Below are 20,144 nucleotides of genomic sequence, written 5' to 3'. Positions count from 1 at the left end.
ACACTATGCAAACACCATCACTGATAGAATTAGGCATGCGACCTTTCTTTCAACAACAGTTGAGTTTAGATGAGCTAGAAAACGGCCATTTAGGGCGTGTTGTTGAGCATCACAAAACAGAGGTTGTATTGCTTGGCGAGCAAGGCACGGTGCGGTTTGCTTTAACACCGAGTCTTGAACAAATTTGTGTAGGTGATTGGGTGGTATTTGATGATTCGCGTATTTTACGGGTACTAGAAAGAGCTTCAATCATTAAGCGCAAGGCAGCAGGCTCTAAACATGAGTTTCAATTAATCGCGGCGAATATTGATACCGTGTTTATAGTTACATCGCTTAATGATGACTTTAGCCTAAATAGGATAGAGCGATATTTAGCCTTGGTTAAAAATGCCCAAATAGAGCCTGTGGTGGTGTTAACTAAAGCTGATACTTGCCCAGACGTTGAAAAGTACTGCCAGCAAGTACAAAACCTCGACTCTCTTTTGAGTGTTATTGCTATTAATGCGTTAAAAGAAGAGGGCTGTGATTTACTTGCACCTTATTGTCGAAAGGGGCAAACGCTCGCATTTATGGGGTCATCTGGAGTGGGCAAGTCGACCATTGTTAATGCACTACTTGGTTCCGATGAATTAAAAACAGCAGGTATTCGTGAACAAGATAGCAAAGGCCGCCATACAACAACCTTTAGATCGATTAAAAGATTGCCTAGTGGTGCGTTATTGATGGACACACCGGGCATGCGAGAATTGCAATTAAGCGATTCAAAGCAAGGTATTGAACGTGCATTTGAAGATGTTGAGCTAATCGCAAGTACCTGTCGATTTAAAGATTGCCAACACCAAATAGAGCCGGGCTGCGCTGTTATTAAAGCAATTTAAATGGGATCATTATCAACAAGACGCTTAGAAAATTACCGTAAGTTGTTAGCTGAAAATGAGCACAACAATGCCACCATGGCTGAAAAGCGCGCCAAGCAGCGCGCATTTTCAAAAATGGTTAATACTGTTCAAAAGCAAAGTAGGTCAATTAAAAGCTCTCTTATTGATCAATGAGAGAGTACATAACAATGCTCCTAAGTTGGACAAACTTATTTTAGATACAAGCAGGGAAGCTTGAATAGATCATAAAGACGCTGCAGTGATAGCTGATATTCTGAGAGAGCAACTGCTTGGTGAACAAACTTAATTCTGTTGCGAATCTCAAACCTAAAAATTAGTTACCTTCTGGCTTGAAAAGCTCTTCGAGCATTGGCTGTGGGTTGTTTAAAAATGCCTTTGTAATTTGGTAATGCTCAGTATCCTCATAATTTATCTGTTCAATGCCTTGTGCTCCCACTTGGTAGATCCTTGCACCTGGGTACGCCATTAAAATCGGTGAGTGTGTGGCAATAATGAACTGAGAGTTTTGTTCAATTAGTTGAAACATGCGACTTAAAACAGCCAACTGCCTAGAAGGAGAAAGTGCGGCTTCAGGCTCATCTAAAATGTAAAGCCCATTACCGGAAAAGCGGTTTACCATAAGCGCTAAAAAAGATTCGCCATGTGATTGGTGATGAAGGGATGTACCACCATAGGCACCTATCAGTTTAGGCTCCCCAGAAAATCCCATATCTAAGTCATCAATGTTTGATGCAACGTTATAGAAGCTTTCAGCTCGCAAGAAAAAACCATCTTTGTATCTCTTAAACGATTTTGAGAGTAGCAAGTACTTATGAAGATCTGAATGCGATTGCTGAGTTTGAAAGTTAAAGTTTTTAGAGCCACCTTCGGCGTTAAAACCCAACCCGATAGCAATTGCTTCTAAAAGAGTCGATTTCCCAGAACCATTTTCACCTACAAATATTGTTACATGTTTCGAAAAGTCTATTTCAAAGAGCTGATTAACCGCAGGAATAGAGAATGGATATGTATCAAAAGAGAAAACGTGATCTCGTTTAAGTGTCACCTTTTGTAGATACGGTAATGCGTCCATACACAATATTCCTAATAAAGACCTAAAATAAGCAGCAAAAAAAGACAAAATGCCCACTTGATTCAAAACGAGCAAATACTAGAACTGCAGGTTTCTTAGGTTTAATTATAAGCCTCAAGTGCAAATAGTTTATATAGCTGAAAAGCGAAACCGCAGTTAGGTTTCGCTTTCATCCTTGTTTTCTTGTAACTTACTTAGCAACAAAAATGATAAGTAGGTTGTTATGTCTAGGTATGCTTTTATTAGGCAAGGAATAAAGCCATTTTTAACTGTGGCTACGGCATTAGTATTTGTAGTGTTTTTTAACAGTTACGTCTCTAAAACAACAGCTCCATTAGCAAAGAGTTTAGAATCATCAAATGATACAAAAGCTACACAGCACGTTGAGGCACAAGTAAGCATACCAGCCACAAAGCCTGATACGAATTTGTTAGTTGATAAATCAGCTGAGCAAGGGAGTGAAATTAATCACAGCCGTGAACTTATTATCAAAAATGCACCGAAATGGCGTTTTGATGGTGTGTTAATTGACTATTTTACAGAGCTAAAGCAACGCGCTGAGCAAGGTGATGCTGAGGCTAACTATCTCATCGCACAAAATCTTAAGTATTGTTTTAATGCTCCTTTAGATGCTGAGGCGCTTGAAGCAACATTAGCCGAAAGCTATGAGTTTAGCGATGCTGGTGATACACAAAACCGTGCTTTAGAAAAATATGAGTATTGCCAAGGGTTAGATTTAGCAACGCGGCGTTCTTTTTACAGTTATTTGGCAGAGGCTGCAGAAAATGGTTCGGCTTATGCGCAGCAAACGTTTGCTGGGCTAACTCCCGAATTTTATATGAAGTCACAATTTCCTGATAAGTTGTCACGTGCCGAGTTCATCAAAAATCGCGATAATTTTAAACAGCGTAAAACCGCATTTTTAGAGCAAGCAGCGAAGCAGGGCAGTGAACAAGCGCTGATGAGTTTAGCGAGCATGTATTACAGCGAACAAGTTGGTGAGCATAGCGCAGCAAAAGCCTACGCTATAAATCGACTCATTATGGAAATCACGCAAAATAACGATGTGTATAATCGTTATGCGTGGTTTGAGCAAAGACAATACCCGACACTTTCAGATGAAGAGCTGAGTATTGCGAACAACTTATATGATCAATGGCTTTTGCAAATAAAGCAAAATGGTACGCTATACCCAAAGAATTAATAACCCAAAGCAAGGATGGCAATTATGATTGAACCAAACTATGCAAGTTACACACTTGATGAGCTGATAGATTGCAAAACAAACATAGACGCACAAGTATGGCCCGAGCGGCTAAAAGACATTGAGAATGCGTTAAATGTTTATGCCAGCCAATCTGCTGAGCACGAAAAGCAGTACAAACAAGCGGTGTTTAATGCTTATTGTGAGACGCTCCGTCATGATCTGACAATTAGTATCGATGATAATATTCTTTGGTTTTTAAGACCGTTTTCAAAGCAAGCTAAAGAGATTACACCTAGCACCTTTGCTGGCGAAGTTTGCCCTCTTTGCGCGGGAGATCTTAGTGCAACCACCTGGGCTGCTGGTTGGGAGTTGAGCTGCGAACATTGTGAAGTAACAGGGATTGTTGTTGAAAAGTTTGGCTATTAATAAAATTAGCTTATTGAGATTGCTGCGTAATTATTCGCAGCAATATATAACAATTTTGATGATGCTATCAGGCTTTTTTTACAAACTTAGCGGTTACCATCATTTCACCTACGCCATCAACTTTACAGTCTAACTCATGGTCTTTTTTATCTAACACGCGGCGGATAACGGCTTTGGTACCAATTTTAATCACTTGTGAGCTGCCTTTAATTTTTAAATCTTTCGCAACGGTCACTTTGTCGCCATCAGCTAATAAAGTGCCGTTAGCATCTTTTACATTGATCACATCATCAGTATCAACCGCATTAGGATCCCACTCATGAGCGCATTCTGGGCATACTAAATTGTTTTGATCTTCATACACGTATTCAGAGTTACATCGTGGGCAAGGTGGAAAAGACATAAATGGCACCATGGTTAATTATAAAAGCGTATTTTAATGGCTAAGAGCAAACTAAGCGAGCATAAGGCTTATATTTTATGGCTCAGGCGTTTCGAGCGTTTTGGTAATGGAGAATATCCCTCTTAAATCACCAAGCCGATAGCCTGTGGCTAAATCATTTGGGTAATGTTCGCTAAGCACTTGCTTCACCTCTGGTGCTATCGTTTGGCCATGACAATTTAGGCAAACTGGCGCGATTTTTATCGCTTTAGCAAAGCGGAATTGGCCTTCTTTACTGGTTGAGAAAGTCACATTATCGATGCTTTCAGTGTTTCTGACCATATCGAGTAGCTGGGCGATTTTTTCAGCTTCCCAGTCATCCGGTTTATTGTCTGGATTACGGTTTTTAGTACTTTTACGCGCTACAGTCCAGCCATCTGTTGATAGGCTTTCGGCAATCGCTGGAGCCTGCATTTTACACACATTAATCCCTTCGACTAACCCACCTTGTTTGATTGCAGCTGCTAATGCTGATTTAAGGGTGGTGGCAAACTCAGCTGCTCGCTCAGCTGCTTGAGTTTCTAGGTTAGCTGATTTTGTTTCGGCGTAAAGAGTAGGCGATAGTAACGCGGTGAAGAGGATTAATGTTCTTAAAGCAAGCATAATAAAACCTTATATTAGATATATCTAATATAGTAGTTCGTTTTTACTTTACATGCCAATGTAACCTGCAAAAATAACTATTCTTAGCACAAAGCCTACTGGAGTGTTGCTGCTAAATTGGTTATGGTGAGAAAAATATTTTGAGAACAAAAAAATGAAAAAACTAATTTATATCGCCGCTCTGTTATTTTCAGCTCTCACATTTGCAGGTACCGCTCCATACAGTGGAGAGATAAGTCGTGATGACTTACTTAAAGACTACTCTGCATTTAGTGAAGAGTACGATGAATACACACCGAGTGACGAAGAGCAAAGCACTATTAAGGCGCTGCATGGTAAGCAAGTATTGGTGTTTTTAGGAACCTGGTGTCATGACTCTAAACGTGAAGTACCACGTTTTCTTAAACTTCTTGATACAGCAAAGGTGCAACTAGGCTCACTTAAATTAGTGGCTGTTGGCTACGATAAGCTTGACCCCGCTGGTTTAGCAAAGCAGCACAACTTAATGTATACACCCACCATTATTGTGAGCGATGACGAAAAAGAACTTACTCGTATGATCGAAAAGCCAAAACAGAGCTTGGCTGTGGATCTTACGCAACCGGGTCAAACGCTATAAAATCATCAATAGATAACGGCATTGATATTAAATAACCTTGAATATAATCAATGCCTTTATCACTCACTAATTGCCACTGCTCTGAGCTTTCGACCCCTTCAGCGGTAATCGTTAAATCGAGTTGATGGGCTAAATCACTCATTGTTTGTAAAAATAAACCATCTTTCGGGTTATCTACGCAGTTACAGATAAAAGCCCGATCAATCTTAACGTTATCCAGCGGAAACTGCTGAATCGATGACAGTGATGAATAACCCGTTCCAAAGTCATCGAGAGATAAATTAAAACCCGCTAATTTAAGCTCATGCATAAGGTTTATCGCGTACTGGGTATTTTGAAATAGGGCTGATTCGGTGATCTCAAGGTTTATTTTTTGATTTGCAGGAAATAGTTTGGCTTTTTCTTTACTTAGTCGTTTAACTAAGTGCACGTCAGAAAACTGTTTACGCGACAGGTTTATCGACACTTTAATATGAATGTCGTTATTAACCATGCGATGGCAGTCTTTAGCAACTTTAGCAACAATCCAGCGAGACAATAAATTAATGAGCTCTGATTGCTCAGCAATGGCAATAAACTCCATAGGTGACACAAAGCCTCTAACAGGGTGATGCCAACGTACAAGCGCTTCACAGCCAATTAGTGTGCCATCTAAGGTGTTTACAATCGGTTGATACACCATGCTTAGCTGTTCGTTGGCCGCAAGGGCATGACGTAAATCACTTTCAAGGTTACTTTGTGCAATGAGCTTATCTTTGAGCGATTGGCTGTAGACTGTGAATGGCTTTTGCGTGCGGGGGCATTCATTCATCGCAATAAGTGCAGTATTTATTTGCTCAGCAGCATCGATGTTTTGTAAATGCGGATAGCCCACGCCAATGTATAAATGGTAAAAATGAGCGCTGCCAGCGGTTTCAATAATGCCTCCGACCTGATGCTGAAATTTATCTAATAGGGCAGCGAGCTTGTCGTCAAAAATGGCCTCTTTTAGCAATATTAAAAAACAGCCGGGTTTTATATGCGCGCAAAACGCTTGGAGCAAGTCAGAAAATGCAATTAGCCGGTTAGCAATGGTCGTTTGTAGTTCATTCAAGTAATCTTGACCGTAAATATCTTCTAATTGACGATAGCCTTTGATCTCGGCGCACAATAAAGTAAGGCCACTAGAGTAATGATTTTCTGGGCATATGCTTGCTATATACTTTTCACTGTAACGGCGGTTAGCAAGTCCAGTGACAGGGTCAAAGTGTGCTTGCTGGTATAGTTCGTGCTGACGTTGTTTTTCTGCACTTATGTCTTCAATCGTACCAACTAAGGTGTTGGTTTTTGGGTTCCATTCAGCGTGTTCATGAAACCAGCGTTTTTCACCATTAAGTTTAATTGTGTACTCAATTTCGGTCGGACTGCTTGGCTTAGTATGAATAAAATTTAAAAATGTGTTTTTATAAAAGCTATCGATTTTTTTACAGACATTATCAATTGATTGTTCTTTGGTTTCTTCTTGAAATAATGCAACAGCTTGTGTTGATAACTGTCTAATGCTTTTATTAGGCGATAAGTGCCAACTACCCACACCACTAAGTGATTGAGCTTGTTTAAGCTCAAGCGCTTGCTCTGAGAGCTCTAAAGTTTGTTTTTGTACTAACTTTTCTAGGTTTTGTTCATGTTCTCGTAACCGGTAAGTAATGGTAATTAAATAGCTACTAACCGATGAAAATAGCAGAGCAATGAGTAATAACACTAAAAATTCAACATGCGTGCGATAAGCAAACTCGTCTTTAATGCCGACAACCCATTGTTGATTTTCAACATCGAGGTTGTAGGTTGTCCAATCGTTTTGTTGAAAAAGGTGATTATTTAAAAGAGGGGTGTAACTATCAGCTGTTTTTTGCCAAACTTCATACAAGTGAGGATGAGAAGTCGAGTCAGGTGGTAAATTTGCGATAAACTCTGGAAAGCGCAGCACCACGATTGCAAACCCCCAAAACTCATTTTGATCAAAAATTGGTAATCTTGCTACTAAGCCTTGGCCACCTTGAGCCAACTCTTTTGGCCCATCGATTTGCATTTTTTTAGTATTAATGGCTCTTTGTAATGAGTCTTGAATACTTTGTATTTTGAATAAATCGACACCAATTACAGTCTCGTGACTATTAAGTGGATAGGTATATTGAATTACACCCTTTGGTGCTAGTTGGATGGTTTGACTGCCGTCACTATGAGTTAATATCTCTGTAGCTAGGGTTTCGAATTCAGTTTCAGTGTATGCAAAGTCACGCATTGCCGCACGAACAAGGTAGGGGCCGAGGAATGCGCTATTGAGTGCTTTTTCAAGGTTGCGACTGTAACTGTTAAGTGCTGTAATTTTCTCTATTTCATGCATTTCTTGTCTATCGTAAAACACTTTAAACGTGATAACCGAAAACAAACAGAAACTAAGAAAAAAAGAAGTAAATAACGGTGAAAAATATATAATATTGCGCAATAGTATCTCTATATGAAGTAGATATTTAAGTATTAAACTTACCTTTAAAAATACTAGTTTAGGGTTATCTGGTTGTCTAGCTAAGTGTTAGGAATTAAAGATGAATTTTTAGCATGTTAGAAAAATAATTGTACCTAAATACAATAGATTGCAAACAATATTAAGATAAATGCTATGTACCAAGCCGTTATTAAAGCTATAGATGTAGCGAATGCTGCAGATCCAAATCGTGTTACACAAGACGAACAAGCGCTAGCAAAAGAGTCACTCTATGCGATGCGTATGACAGATATGCTTAATCGTTTTAATCCTTTAGCTGATGAGTTAATGCACATTGCTGCTAGAGGGCAACATATTGAACGCTGGCGCTCTCCTCGCAGCGACTTCCCTATGGGTAAGCAAGGTTATTATCAATGGCGCACTGCTTTATATGACTTTCATGCAGAGCGTGTAACAGCCCTTATGAAAAAGGCGGGTTACTCACCGGAAGAATGCGAGCGTGTATACGCAGCAGTAGCGAAAAAGAATATAAAACGAAACCCAGATAGCCAACTGATTGAGGATATCGCAAGTCTCGTGTTTATAGAACATTACATGCTGGATTTTGCAAGTAGTAAGCCTGATTACGATGAGCAAAAATGGCTGGGTATTATTCGTAAAACCTGGCAAAAGATGTCAAACGAAGCACATGACTTTGTGTTAGCTGGTAACATCAGCTTACCTGAGCCGCTTAAGCCGTTAATAACAAAAGCGCTAAATTAATTGTAAAACAAGGATGTACTATGTTCTGCCCGCGTACTAAAACAGCCCTTGAAGCTGTGAGCATTGGCGATGTTAACGTGTATTTATCAAAAAGTGGTGGGATATTTTTTGACAACCGACAAATATTTCACTTTAGCGATCCGAGTTTAAAGCCAGCGCAAGTGCTGGTGGCTCATTTACAAACCTTGCCAATAGAACAGGTTGATTTAGAAAAGCGAATTAATTGCCCTAAATGCCCTGACGTGGTGATGATGCGACGCTTTTTCACGCCTTTAAAAGTGGTTGAAATAGACGAATGTCCAAACTGTGCGGCTATTTGGCTTGATCATGGCGAGCTTGAAAAGATCCATGAAAATCATTTAACCCCAAAAGAGCGTGAAATGCTGCGTATTGATATGGCCAATAATCAGGGTTTTATTCAAGTTAAAATTCCCAAAAGGCGTTACTCAGTACATGCTGAAAAGCTTGAGTCTAATGCAACGTCATCATTAGAAAAACTAGCAGAACTTGCGTATTTATCGATTTTGAATGACTGATAACTTATATAAAACACCTGAAGCTGAACTTATTCGCGGATCTGTCTATCTTTCTAAACCTCGCGATTTAAAACTGTTTACAGAGTTGTGATTTATAGGCGATGACATAAACTTTAAACCTAATTAAATAAATTGAACAGGTAACCTATGCTAATAACAATAATATTGGTTTCAGTGTGGGCGCTGTTAATGCTTTATGCTGCTAGTGCTGAATATAAATACTATCAATCGGTTAAATCTTTAGAGCCTGAACTGTGGCAACAACTGGGTGCACCGCGATTTTTAAAAGTACCTATGGTGTTTGTGTCTAAAAAGGGTTTAGCACTTTTAAATTCCACAGAAAACGAAACAGTGCGAGCGAATGCAAGAAAACATCGCCAAGCTGGGATTTTGTTTCTTTCCTATGTGGGGTTGGTGCTTGTATCGGCAATCGTATTTTTTAAACTAGCTTAATAAGAAGCCTGTACCAACTAAGATACAGGCTTTATTTGCATGTTAGGTGTTAAAGCTTAACTAGCATTTTTCCTTTATTTTTACCTTCGAACAGGCCAAGAAATGCATCAACGGCATTTTCAATGCCATGGTATACCGTTTCTTCAGATTTAATTTTACCTTCGCCGATCCACGCGCCCATTTGTTCAATAAACTCAGGGAACTGATCAAAGTAATCAATCACGATAAAGCCTTGCATGGTGAGCTTTTTCGAGTTGATATAAAACAGGTTGCTTGGCCCTGGCTGTGCGGTGTCATTGTTGTAACCTGAGATCATGCCACATACAGGAATACGGCCGTAATCGTTCATTACATTGAGTGCAGCTTCAAGGTGATCGCCACCTACGTTTTCAAAGTACACATCAATGCCTTGTGGTGCCGCTTGTTCAAGGGCTTCTGTTAGATTTGCTACCGTTTTATAGTTAATTACAGCATCAACACCCAACGCTTTAACCATGTGTGCTTTTTCGTCAGAACCAACCGAAGCAATCACTTTACAGCCTTTTAGCTTAGCAATTTGGCAAACAACGCTACCTACAGCGCCTGATGCAGCTGAAACAAACACGGTATCGGTTTCTTTAAGATTAATTACCTTTGTTAAACCTGCCCATGCAGTTAACCCAGTCATACCCATAGTACTTAAAAATAGTTGGTCTGGTAGTGGCACGTTAGGTAGTAACGTTAAGTCGCTACCATCGCTAATGTGCATGGTACGCCAGCCACTAATATGACTTACTTTGCTTCCTACAGGAAAGTCGTTATTGCGTGATTCAATCACCTCGCCGATAGCACCGGCTTCCATCACTTCGTTTAAGTTAAATGGCGCGATATATGATTTACGATCGATCATGCGTGGGCGCATATAGGGGTCAACTGACATCCAGGTATTTTTAATTAATACTTCGCCGTCGTTTAAATTAGGAAGTGATACTTCGACCTGCGCAAAATTAGCTTGTGTTGGTACACCCGTTGGGCGTGAAACTAAATGAATTTGTTGACTTGTCGCCATATAAACCTCGAGCCTGCTAGATTGGGATTAATTAATATGTTGCGCAAAATATTTGTGCGCAAACTATTTGCGATCAATTTAATGATCTTTACAGTAAAAGGCAATAGATAGTAGGAAAATAATTTGCGCGCAAACTAAATTACGGCAATAATAGGGCTGTATTTCAGTTTAGGGTAATAGCATGAGCAATAACTTATCAGACAATGTGTGTTTCACTTTATACAGTGCAACAAATGCGTTGATCAGAGCGTTTCGGCCAATTCTCGAGGCTTATGACTTAACCTATCCGCAATATATTGTGATGCATTCGCTTTGGTATAATAACCAAGTGAGTTTAAAAGAGCTTTCTAATGATACGCACCTCGATTCAGGTACCCTAACACCGATAGTTAAACGCCTAGAAACGAAAGGTTTATTAACACGCCAGGTATCAAGTGAAGATGAGCGTAAAAAAGTAATCTCGTTAACTGAGCAGGGCATGCAACTTAAAGTTGATGCCGAAGAACTAACGGCTAAGTTAATGGCGCGCTCAAACATGAGCTTAGAGCGCATAGAATTACTACGTGAATTAACCCTTGAACTTCACACTGACCTTACCAAAGACTAATCTTCTAATAAACACACTAAGGTGCCCTCAATAGCGCGAACATACGCATAATGCTGGGCATCTTTTTTAGTTGGTGGGCACAATGGTTCAGCACCAGCAAGCACAGCTTTATCATAACTTTCGACTAAATTATGGCAGCTGAATCTTAGCTCAAAACCAAGGGCGGGTTGCTTAGGATGGGCGCGAATATACCCTTGCTTGAAATATGATTGCGCATGCGGGTGGGTCGCAAAAGCAAGCTTAACAGACCCAGTAACAAGTTCACCATATTCGGCATCGTCACTGATATGATTGGTATTAAAACCAAATGCTTGATAGTAAAAGTCGAGTACTTCTTCTACGTTATCGACGTAAATAACCTGACTTAAAAATACCATTTATGCTGCTCTATTTATTGTTCGTTTATTAAATAAAGCATAGTTTTAGCAATAAAAAAACCTTGAAAGTCATACTCACAAGGTTTTTTTAATACTTAAAGCTTAGCTGTAGTAGCTACGACTTGTTGCGGTTTTCTTTCGCAAATGCACGAATCTTACGTTTTTGCGATAAGGTCACTTTGTTGGTGCGGCCCGCGTATGGGTTGTCGCCTTCTCTAAATTCAATTTTGATTGGCGTGCCCATAATACCTAATGCTTTACGGTAATAGTTCATTAGGTAGCGTTTGTAACTATCTGGTAAGTCATGAACTTGGTTACCGTGGATCACGATACGTGGTGGGTTATAGCCACCTGCGTGGGCATATTTAAGTTTCACACGACGACCGCGAACAAGTGGCGGTTGGTGATCGGCTTGTGCCATATCCATGATACGACGCAGCATCGCTGTGCTAATACGCTTAGTTGCTGACTCGTACGCTTCATCTACTGACTCAAATAAGTGACCTACACCTGTGCCATGTAAAGCAGAGATAAAGTGTAAACGTGCGAAATCGATAAAACCTAAACGGCGGTCAAGCTCTGACTTAATACGTTCTTTAACGTAATCATCAAGGCCATCCCATTTGTTAACAGCAACAACCAATGAACGTCCTGCGTTTAAGGCGAAACCTAATAAGCTTAAGTCTTGATCAGAAATACCTTCGCGAGCATCAACCACTAGTAATACAACGTTAGCGTCTTCAATCGCTTTAAGGGTTTTGATCACAGAGAACTTTTCTACAACATCGCTTACTTTCTTTCGCTTACGAACACCTGCGGTATCAATAAGAATGTATTCTTTGTCATTACGTGTCATCGGAATATAGATAGAGTCACGAGTTGTACCCGGCATATCGTAAACGATTACACGTTCTTCACCTAAGATACGGTTGGTAAGTGTTGACTTACCAACGTTAGGGCGGCCGATAATTGCAAGTTTTACAGGCTTATCTGCAAAGGCTTGTTGGTTGTCTTCGCCTTCTTCATCTTCGCTGTAAAGATCAACCAATTCGTCATCACTTTCTTCAAGCTCTTCACTTTCGCCTGCAAGTTCCGCAATAACTGGCTGTAAGGTCGTTTCGAGTAGTTGCGTGATACCACGGCCGTGAGCCGCAGCAATGTGATGCACGTCACCTAAGCTTAGCTGGTAGAACTCAGCACAGTATGAGTCAGCATCAATGCCATCCACTTTGTTTGCCACAACAAAACATTTCTTCTGTTGTTTACGTAGGTGATTAGCAATTGCTTGGTCTGCGGCAGTCATACCTGCACGGGCATCAACTAGAAATAGCACGATATCCGCTTCTTCAATTGCCAGAAGCGATTGTTCAGCCATTTCGGTTTCGATACCTTGCTCAGAACCGTCAATACCACCCGTGTCTACCACGATAAATTCATAGCCATCGTAATCAGCTTGGCCATATTTTCTATCTCGTGTTAAGCCAGGGAAGTCGGCTACGAGGGCGTCACGAGTACGTGTTAAACGGTTAAATAATGTGGATTTGCCCACATTGGGTCGCCCAACAAGAGCGATCACGGGAAGCATAAACTACCTCTTAAAAAAACAACAAAAGGCTTCGCCAAGCGAAGCCTTAGAAAAATAACGTTTACTATTAGTAAGTTAGTTTGGAATTTTAACCGCGCTAACTTCACCATCTCGGGTGTATAAAATCAATTTGTCACCGGCAACAACTGGCTCAATGAAGAAACCTGAGCTGTCAAAATCTTCGCGCGATACAAGCTCGCCCGTTTCTTTGTCTAACCAGTGTAGGTTACCTTCTTGGTCACCCAATGCTAAATACTTACCAGCCACGGTAGGGCCTGTTAAGTACCAGCCGCGTAGAGCTGGTTGGCTCCAACGCTCAATACCTGATGTTTTATCTAGGCCGTAAATAACTCCATCGCTATCAACAACATAGATAGATTGACCATCCATAGATAAGTCACGGTAGCTGCTGTATTCACGTTTCCAAACAACATTACCAGAACGAATATCTACGGCCGCTAAATTACCATTATAGGCGATTGCATAAGCATATGGGCCGCTAATCAATGCTTGTGTATCTACATCAACTAAACGTTCAAACTCAGACGCACCTTTTGGAGAAGCAATTTCAGCACTCCAAGCAGAGTAACCATTTTCAGAAATTAATACGCTTAGTTTACCAGTTTCAAGACCTAGTAATACACCACCATTTGCTACTGTAGGCGAGCTTTGACCACGTAAAGTTAGTGGTGGTACTTCTTGTTCAAAGCTCCAGCGCTCTTCACCGGTATCTGGGTGTACAGCTAATAATTTACCTGAGCCTAAATTTACAAAAATTAGGCCGTCGCCTGCAGCAGGTTTTGCAAGTACTTCGCCAGGCATTGTTTTACGCCAAACTACTTCACCTGTTTCACGGTCAAGCGCGGTTAAATAGCCATGCTCAGAACCAACAAAAATTTTGCCGTAAGCTTGTAAAATACCACCCGATAGCTTGGCACTTTCTGTGGTTTCCCAAGGCCAGAAGGCAGGGTTTTCACGCACATCGGTTTCCCAGAGCGTATCGCCATTTTCAAGCGAAAGGGCTTCAACTTCACCTTCGCGGTTTGCTACATACACAACATCGTTATGAATAGCCGGCGTTAAGCGCGAGAAATAATGCTGAACACCATCACCAATTGATTCTTGCCAAACCACTTCTGTCTCAAATTGATTAACAATTTCAGGCAGTACCAGCTCATCTTCGTCATCACTTGACGAACACCCAGTAAGGGTTGCGATACACAGAGCAAGTGTTGCCGCTGTTAACTTCTTCATCTTAACCCCTTACGCCGCTGGGCTAGTTTGTGCTAAGTCATCAAGTTTAATTTGTAATAACGGATTGTTTTCAAGGCCGCCATTATCAGCAGCAGCTTGGTATTGGCTACGTGCTTGGTCTTTGTCGCCCTGTGCAGCATAAACATCGCCTTTTAGTTCTGCAACTGCAGCAGAAAATGATGCTGGAAGCTGTGCATTTAGCGTTGTTAGAGCTTGATCATATTGCTTTTGAGCAAGGTGAACACGAGCAAGGCGAGTTGTAGCCGTTGCTTTTAGTTCAGGGTTTTGCTCGTTGGTGATGATCCAGTTAAGCTTTTCGCTTGCAGCATCAAGGTCATTTTTATCAACCGCTTCTTTCGCCGCTACAAATGCTGTTAGCGTGCTGTAGCTTGACTCGCTGTTGTTTTTAATAAACGTATCCGCTTTTTCTAGCACGGCACCGCTCTCAACAAGTTGTGTGAAAGAGTCAGATGCTTTCTCAGCTGTGGTGATTTGGTTTTGGTTATAAGCTTTCCAACCATATAAACCACCTAAACCTGCAACAATACCAATTGCAAGTGCTAAACCATTTTCACGGAAAAAGCGTTTGATCGCTTCTTCTTGTTGTTCTTCTGTTGAATAAATTTCCATGCTTACCTCTGTTGCTAGCTGAGCTTAAATAAGTTCAGCTAGTAGCGTTTTCGCTTCTTCTAGTTTTAAGGTGACTTGTTCTTTACGCTCACGTAAATACTTAATAGTCACAACGCCTTGTTCTAATTCATCTTCGCCGATAATAACAGCTACGAGAGCATCGCTTTTATCTGCGCGTTTTAATTGTTTTTTAAAGTTGCCGCCGCCTGCGTGAACCATTACACGTAAACCTGCAACATCTTTACGTAATTGAGCGGCAATAATTGGCGCTTGAATACTGGCTTTATCGCCCATGGCTGCCAAATATACATCAGCACTACGGCGGATGTCACCTACACATTCGAGTGCTTGAAGTAATAACACTAAACGTTCAAGGCCCATTGCAAAACCAACCGCAGGTGTTGCTTTACCGCCTAGTTGTTCAACTAGACCATCGTATCGACCACCGGCACAAACGGTTCCTTGGGCGCCAAGGCTATCGGTTACCCACTCAAAAACGGTACGGTTGTAATAGTCAAGACCACGTACAAGCTTTTCATTTACCGTGTATTCGACGCCCGCAGCGTCTAAACGTTCACATAAATTTTCAAAATGTTCTTTTGATTCAGCATCTAAGTGTTCAGATAATTTTGGTGCATCAGTTAAAATGGCTTGTACATCAGGGTTTTTGCTATCTAAAACACGTAAAGGGTTTGAATGCATACGACGCTTAGAGTCCTCGTCGAGTACATCAACATGTTGCTCTAAGTAAGCAACAAGCGCATCTCGGTAATCAGCACGGGCTTCATTTGAGCCCAGAGAGTTAAGTTCAAGACGAACGTGTTCGCTGATACCAAACTCTTTCCATAATTGGGCTGTCAGCAAAATTACTTCTGCATCAATATCAGCAGTGGCAATGCCGAATGTTTCTAAGCCAAATTGGTGGAATTGACGGTAACGGCCTTTTTGCGGGCGCTCGTGACGGAACATTGGACCCATATACCATAAACGTTGTTCTTGGTTATACAGTAAACCGTTTTGATTACCAGCACGAACACATACCGCAGTACCTTCAGGGCGAAGCGTTAAGTTATCGCCATTTCGGTCTGCAAAGGTGTACATTTCTTTTTCTACAATATCAGTTACTTCACCGATAGAGCGTTTGAAAAGGTCGGTAGATTCAACAATTGGAAAACGAATTTCTTGATAACCAAACGATGAAACTGTTTCACGTAAAATGTCTTCTACTTTCTGCCAAATTTGCGTATCGCCTGGCAGACAATCGTTCATACCACGAACTGCCTGAATTTGTTTTGCCACTGATAAATCCTAAATACTGTACTTGCGTTGAAAAAACACGCATCAAGAAAAACTAAAAATTGACCCGCTATTATAACGTCTAAGCGGTAAAGGTAAACGGCAAACCCGAGGGTTTACCGACTATAATTCGAATTATTCAACGATTTTGATGTCGATTGGCGTTTCTTTCTCTTTCTTAGCGATAAAGTCACGTACATAGCCTTCAAGTTGTTCGACTATATTATCGTTATCAATACGTGCTTTTTGACGTTCACCGTTGATATATAAGCCTGAGCGGCGATTTGCACCAGCAAGGCCGATATCGCTGACAAGAGCTTCGCCAGGGCCATTTACTACACACCCAATAACAGACACTGACATAGGTTCAACCACGTCTTCTAGGCGCTCTTCTAATTGGTTCATGGTGCTAACTACATCGAACTCTTGGCGTGAGCAACTGGGACATGCAATAAAGTTAATACCGCGTGAGCGAATGCGTAATGATTTTAAAATATCAAAGCCAACTTTAATCTCTTGTACTGGGTCAGCAGCAAGTGACACACGTAACGTATCACCAATGCCTTCGGCAAGTAGCATACCTAAGCCAACAGCTGATTTGACAGAACCTGAGCGCATACCACCTGCTTCGGTAATACCTAAATGCAGTGGCTGGTCGATTTCTTTCGCAAGTAATCGATATGCACCTACTGCTAAAAATACATCTGACGCTTTAACAGATACTTTAAATTGATCAAAGTCTAAACGTTGTAAGATCTCAACGTGGCGCATAGCTGATTCAAGGAGTGCCTCAGGTGTTGGCTCACCATATTTTTCCTGTAAATCTCGCTCTAATGAACCACCATTAACACCAATACGAATAGGAATGTTGTGCTCTCTTGCTGAGTCTACAACGGCACGAATACGTTCTTCGCTACCAATATTACCAGGGTTAATGCGTAAGCAATCAGCCCCGTATTGAGCTACTTTTAACGCAATACGGTAGTCAAAGTGAATATCAGTTACCAGCGGAATAGTGACTTGTTCTTTAATGCTTTTAAATGCTTCAGCTGCTTCCATAGTCGGCACTGAAACACGCACAATGTCAGCACCAGCATCTTGAATAGCTTGAATTTGTGCAACTGTAGCATCTATGTCTAAAGTATTAGTGTTCGTCATCGATTGAACGGCAATGGGGGCACCATCACCAATTGGCACATTACCTACGTTAATACGGGTCGATTTTCTTCGTTTAATAGGAGATTCTGAAAACATTGCGGTTACTCTGTTAACGGTAAAGTAAATTTAGCTAAGCGATTTTTGGCAAAATGTGAGGTATCGATGGTTTCGCCTTGAAACGTAATATCAACCACTTGATGTTTGCCTAATACAACATTAAATGGTTGGGGGCCGGTTACTTTCATGATGTAACCTGCTTTTTTAACGCCAAAAGCGATGCGATCGCCGTTGCCATCATGAATTTCTACCCAGCTATCTTCATTGAAGTGCATCACCACTTCGCTGTGCTCAGGATCTGCCTTTTCAGTTTGTGGCTGAGCAGCAGGTTGGTTTTGTGATGCAGCTTGGTTTTGTGTTTCGTTGCTGGTTGTAGGCACATCTACTTCAGGCTGAATGATTGTTTCTTCAGCAGGCGCTGCTACAGCTAAGTCAGGTGAAATATCACTGCTTTCAAGCTGGTTTGGCATCACCGTCGTTACCGGCTCCTCGATATTCTGGTTGCTATTTTGCCACCACCAAAACACAGATGAGCCAATGATCACCGCTAAGATAAAGTAGCTAAACAGCATTAAGCGGCTGTCATTAGCTTCTTTTTCAGTACGGCGAGAAAAGCTCTGCATTTTAGATTTCTTTGCAGGTTCAACGTGCTCTGGTAATAATTCGAGCATCGCTTGGCTATCGATTTTAAGCTCACGACAATAACTTTTGATATAGCCTTTCACAAAAGTTGCAGGGCCTAGTAGTTCATGCTCGTCATTCTCTAATCGTTGTAACTGTAAAACTGATAACTTTAATGCTCCAGCAAGTTGCTCAAGGCTCATGCCTGTGTCTTCGCGGCGCTTTTTTAGTGCTTGGCCGAGCGTTTCTTGCGGTTGTTCTAAATTGTTTTCTTCATTCATAATGCGTATGAGTCTGGATCTACCAATAAGAGTCTATGCCCAGGTTTTAGGGCTACATCTGGGCTCAATTTGTTCCAGCGCATTAACTGATCGATTAATACGCTATGCTGTGTGGCTATGCTATAAAGTGTGTCGCCATCACTGATATTGTGATAAATATTCGGATTGTTTAGAAAAATGCGAGTACCGTTTTGGACTCGGTCTGATTCTTTTAAGCCATTCCACTGCAAAATCTTCTGTAGTTTAACATTGTATCGCACCGAAATACTAAACAGGTTTTCACCATTTTCAATAATATGATACGGGATATTCAGCGCCGGTACATTTGCGTTTAGCATTGGTAAATTAAGCGGCTGATCCGTCACGCTAAAGTCAGTGTTATCTGCTGAAGAACTGCTATATTGACTGCCACTAAATACGTTTGCGTCTTTTTCTGCCTCATAAAACACCACAGTACCAGCATTTTTATTAGTGCTTGGTGTGCTTGCTGGCGTTTGTTGAACGTTAGGCGTTTGCGGCGCACCAAATGACACGATGGTCACTTCATCTGTTGTTTGTTTTTGTTGCTTTGCATTAACAGGGGATTGTTTAACTTTACGAGAGGTAACTGTTTGGAAGCCTTGGTCAGTTTGTTCAGTGAGCGTCTTTGGCGTTGTATTGAGCGGTTGTGTTGAGGCTAATGCTTTGGTTGATGGCTTTTCTTCGCTGTCTGAGTCTACCTCAGCTGCTACCTGTTCATTGCTTCTGGCTACGAGTTGTGACTCTTGCTCAGCAGCAGCCACTGACGCCTCAGCAACAAGGGTTTGATTATCAGGAGCTTTTCTTTTCACTATGCGAATTTTTGGCTGATCTTTACTGACGATGCTGCTGTCGCTAGAAATTTTAAGCTCTTCTAACAGCGTTTGACGATATTTTTCACGTAGTATTTCAAATTCAGAACGTTTAGTTTGCCCAGAAGAAATGGCCTTTGCTTCTACTGAACCTGGGTAGGTTTGTAAAATGATTGCTGCGGTTGTTTCGGCTTTTTCAATATGGCCCATACGTTGCTGAATAAGGTAGCTGAGCATGAGTGCACGAGGGGTAACTCGACCAGTTGATTCGTATTTTTCAATCACCTCTTCAGCTTTATGAAGGTCGCTTTTAGCGTAATATAAACCGGCTAGGCTAATCATTGAAGAAGGGCGCTGCGAGCTGTGGTTTAGCGCTGATTTTAGGTATTTTTCTGCATTTTCAAAGTCATCAAATTCAATCGCACATAAGGCTAAGTTTTCGTAACTTTCAGCTACACGGATATAGCTAGGAACTGCGATCGCCTTAAGAAGTTCTTCTGCTGCACGGTCGTATTTGCCAATGCCACATAAAAAGACACCATAGTTATTTAAGGTGTTTGGATCATTTGGGGCGATTTTTAAAGCGCGTTGATAGGCTTTATCTGCTAGATCTGGTTCATCAACTTGTTGATAGTAATAGGCTAAAGAGTAGTGAACTTCAGGAAGGTCAGGTGCAAAGTCTGCGGCACGTTCTAGATTATATTTTGCTTGCGAGTTGTTGCCCGTTTTTAAGTACTGTAACGCAAGAGCGATACGAGTACGAGCAGCACCGGTATTATTAATCTTTTTTTCTACAACGGGTCTGTCGCTTCCGTCGTAGCTGTTTTCTGTAACACACCCTGTTAATGCGAATGCACTAACAGTAATGGCAAGTATAGAACGCATTACCTAATCTC

The 20,144-nt window shown here is 41.2% G+C and carries 22 protein-coding genes; 9 read left to right on the top strand and 13 right to left on the bottom strand.

The window, feature by feature from the left end:
* Positions 1-5: 5 nt before the first annotated feature.
* Positions 6-878 carry a ribosome small subunit-dependent GTPase A gene (gene rsgA / locus J8Z25_RS18650; protein WP_350338358.1) on the top strand — a complete coding sequence of 291 codons (873 nt, stop codon included), beginning with the start codon at positions 6-8 and terminating at the stop codon, positions 876-878.
* Positions 879-1,052, top strand: a complete 174-nt coding sequence (locus J8Z25_RS20870) for a hypothetical protein (RefSeq protein ID WP_350338357.1) — start codon at positions 879-881, stop codon at positions 1,050-1,052.
* A gap of 160 nt (positions 1,053-1,212) precedes the next feature.
* Here J8Z25_RS20870 and J8Z25_RS18645 read toward each other — a convergent pair whose 3' ends face one another.
* Entirely contained in the window at positions 1,213-1,971 is a 759-nt protein-coding gene (locus tag J8Z25_RS18645; protein WP_250662340.1) for an AAA family ATPase, read from the bottom strand.
* A 223-nt stretch (positions 1,972-2,194) separates the two neighbouring features.
* Here J8Z25_RS18645 and J8Z25_RS18640 point away from each other — a divergent pair, with 223 nt between their 5' ends.
* Together J8Z25_RS18640 and J8Z25_RS18635 are read left to right on the top strand one after the other, a co-directional pair.
* On the top strand, positions 2,195-3,175 hold the full coding sequence (locus tag J8Z25_RS18640; protein WP_250662339.1) for a hypothetical protein: 981 nt from the start codon (positions 2,195-2,197) through the stop codon (positions 3,173-3,175).
* 24 nt (positions 3,176-3,199) lie between these two features.
* Positions 3,200-3,604, top strand: a complete 405-nt coding sequence (locus J8Z25_RS18635; RefSeq protein ID WP_167657403.1) for a hypothetical protein — start codon at positions 3,200-3,202, stop codon at positions 3,602-3,604.
* Between the two features lie 67 nt (positions 3,605-3,671).
* Here the strand turns inward: J8Z25_RS18635 and J8Z25_RS18630 are convergent, their stop codons facing one another.
* Both J8Z25_RS18630 and J8Z25_RS18625 read right to left on the bottom strand, forming a co-directional pair.
* Complete coding sequence (locus J8Z25_RS18630) at positions 3,672-4,007, bottom strand: zinc ribbon domain-containing protein YjdM (protein WP_250662338.1); 336 nt, start codon at positions 4,005-4,007, stop codon at positions 3,672-3,674.
* A 75-nt stretch (positions 4,008-4,082) separates the two neighbouring features.
* On the bottom strand, positions 4,083-4,649 hold the full coding sequence (locus J8Z25_RS18625) for a Tll0287-like domain-containing protein (protein ID WP_250662337.1): 567 nt from the start codon (positions 4,647-4,649) through the stop codon (positions 4,083-4,085).
* A gap of 154 nt (positions 4,650-4,803) precedes the next feature.
* Here J8Z25_RS18625 and J8Z25_RS18620 point away from each other — a divergent pair, with 154 nt between their 5' ends.
* Positions 4,804-5,268 carry a TlpA family protein disulfide reductase gene (locus tag J8Z25_RS18620; protein ID WP_250662336.1) on the top strand — a complete coding sequence of 155 codons (465 nt, stop codon included), beginning with the start codon at positions 4,804-4,806 and terminating at the stop codon, positions 5,266-5,268.
* Here J8Z25_RS18620 and J8Z25_RS18615 read toward each other — a convergent pair.
* The gene (locus J8Z25_RS18615) at positions 5,243-7,651 is read right to left on the bottom strand and encodes a bifunctional diguanylate cyclase/phosphodiesterase (RefSeq protein ID WP_136374532.1); all 2,409 of its coding nucleotides are present in this window, start codon (positions 7,649-7,651) and stop codon (positions 5,243-5,245) included. The genes J8Z25_RS18620 and J8Z25_RS18615 overlap by 26 nt on opposite strands.
* 276 nt (positions 7,652-7,927) lie before the next feature.
* Between J8Z25_RS18615 and J8Z25_RS18610 the strand changes: the two genes are divergently transcribed.
* The 3 genes from J8Z25_RS18610 to J8Z25_RS18600 all read left to right on the top strand — a co-directional run bounded on the left by J8Z25_RS18610 (position 7,928) and on the right by J8Z25_RS18600 (position 9,504).
* Positions 7,928-8,515, top strand: a complete 588-nt coding sequence (locus tag J8Z25_RS18610) for a DUF4202 domain-containing protein (protein WP_167657405.1) — start codon at positions 7,928-7,930, stop codon at positions 8,513-8,515.
* A 20-nt stretch (positions 8,516-8,535) separates the two neighbouring features.
* Positions 8,536-9,051 (top strand): TFIIB-type zinc ribbon-containing protein, encoded by a 516-nt coding sequence (locus tag J8Z25_RS18605; protein WP_250662335.1) that lies wholly within the window; start codon positions 8,536-8,538, stop codon positions 9,049-9,051.
* Positions 9,052-9,198: 147 nt separating this feature from the next.
* The gene (locus J8Z25_RS18600) at positions 9,199-9,504 is read left to right on the top strand and encodes a hypothetical protein (protein WP_130052889.1); all 306 of its coding nucleotides are present in this window, start codon (positions 9,199-9,201) and stop codon (positions 9,502-9,504) included.
* Positions 9,505-9,553: 49 nt separating this feature from the next.
* Here J8Z25_RS18600 and J8Z25_RS18595 read toward each other — a convergent pair whose 3' ends face one another.
* A complete protein-coding gene (locus tag J8Z25_RS18595; RefSeq protein WP_250662334.1) occupies positions 9,554-10,552 on the bottom strand; it encodes an NADP-dependent oxidoreductase in 999 nt (332 codons plus the stop codon).
* 181 nt (positions 10,553-10,733) lie between these two features.
* Here J8Z25_RS18595 and J8Z25_RS18590 point away from each other — a divergent pair, with 181 nt between their 5' ends.
* On the top strand, positions 10,734-11,159 hold the full coding sequence (locus J8Z25_RS18590) for a MarR family winged helix-turn-helix transcriptional regulator (protein ID WP_130052887.1): 426 nt from the start codon (positions 10,734-10,736) through the stop codon (positions 11,157-11,159).
* Here the strand turns inward: J8Z25_RS18590 and J8Z25_RS18585 are convergent.
* The 8 genes from J8Z25_RS18585 to pilW form a co-directional block, all read right to left on the bottom strand.
* Complete coding sequence (locus J8Z25_RS18585) at positions 11,156-11,536, bottom strand: VOC family protein (RefSeq protein WP_250662333.1); 381 nt, start codon at positions 11,534-11,536, stop codon at positions 11,156-11,158. The two genes, J8Z25_RS18590 and J8Z25_RS18585, sit on opposite strands and share 4 nt — an antisense overlap.
* Before the next feature lie 115 nt (positions 11,537-11,651).
* Positions 11,652-13,121 (bottom strand): ribosome biogenesis GTPase Der, encoded by a 1,470-nt coding sequence (gene der, locus J8Z25_RS18580; protein ID WP_250662332.1) that lies wholly within the window; start codon positions 13,119-13,121, stop codon positions 11,652-11,654.
* 75 nt (positions 13,122-13,196) lie between these two features.
* Positions 13,197-14,375 carry an outer membrane protein assembly factor BamB gene (gene bamB / locus J8Z25_RS18575; RefSeq protein ID WP_167657410.1) on the bottom strand — a complete coding sequence of 393 codons (1,179 nt, stop codon included), beginning with the start codon at positions 14,373-14,375 and terminating at the stop codon, positions 13,197-13,199.
* A 9-nt stretch (positions 14,376-14,384) separates the two neighbouring features.
* On the bottom strand, positions 14,385-15,005 hold the full coding sequence (locus tag J8Z25_RS18570) for a YfgM family protein (RefSeq protein ID WP_250662331.1): 621 nt from the start codon (positions 15,003-15,005) through the stop codon (positions 14,385-14,387).
* A 24-nt stretch (positions 15,006-15,029) separates the two neighbouring features.
* Positions 15,030-16,304: a histidine--tRNA ligase gene (gene hisS / locus J8Z25_RS18565; RefSeq protein ID WP_130052883.1), complete on the bottom strand. Its 1,275-nt coding sequence runs from the start codon at positions 16,302-16,304 to the stop codon at positions 15,030-15,032.
* Positions 16,305-16,436: 132 nt separating this feature from the next.
* Positions 16,437-17,555, bottom strand: coding sequence for a flavodoxin-dependent (E)-4-hydroxy-3-methylbut-2-enyl-diphosphate synthase (gene ispG, locus J8Z25_RS18560; protein WP_167657411.1), 1,119 nt, complete (start codon positions 17,553-17,555; stop codon positions 16,437-16,439).
* A gap of 5 nt (positions 17,556-17,560) precedes the next feature.
* A complete protein-coding gene (locus tag J8Z25_RS18555; RefSeq protein WP_250662330.1) occupies positions 17,561-18,418 on the bottom strand; it encodes a RodZ domain-containing protein in 858 nt (285 codons plus the stop codon).
* The gene (gene pilW, locus J8Z25_RS18550) at positions 18,415-20,133 is read right to left on the bottom strand and encodes a type IV pilus biogenesis/stability protein PilW (protein ID WP_250662329.1); all 1,719 of its coding nucleotides are present in this window, start codon (positions 20,131-20,133) and stop codon (positions 18,415-18,417) included. Before pilW ends, J8Z25_RS18555 begins: the two co-directional genes overlap by 4 nt.
* Positions 20,134-20,144: the final 11 nt, after the last annotated feature.

Origin of the sequence: Pseudoalteromonas sp. SCSIO 43101 (assembly GCF_023650775.1) — a bacterium.
GTDB classification, from domain to species: domain Bacteria; phylum Pseudomonadota; class Gammaproteobacteria; order Enterobacterales; family Alteromonadaceae; genus Pseudoalteromonas; species Pseudoalteromonas apostichopi.
Note: the sequence above shows the minus strand (reverse complement) of the source record. Positions and strands in the feature narration are given on the sequence as shown.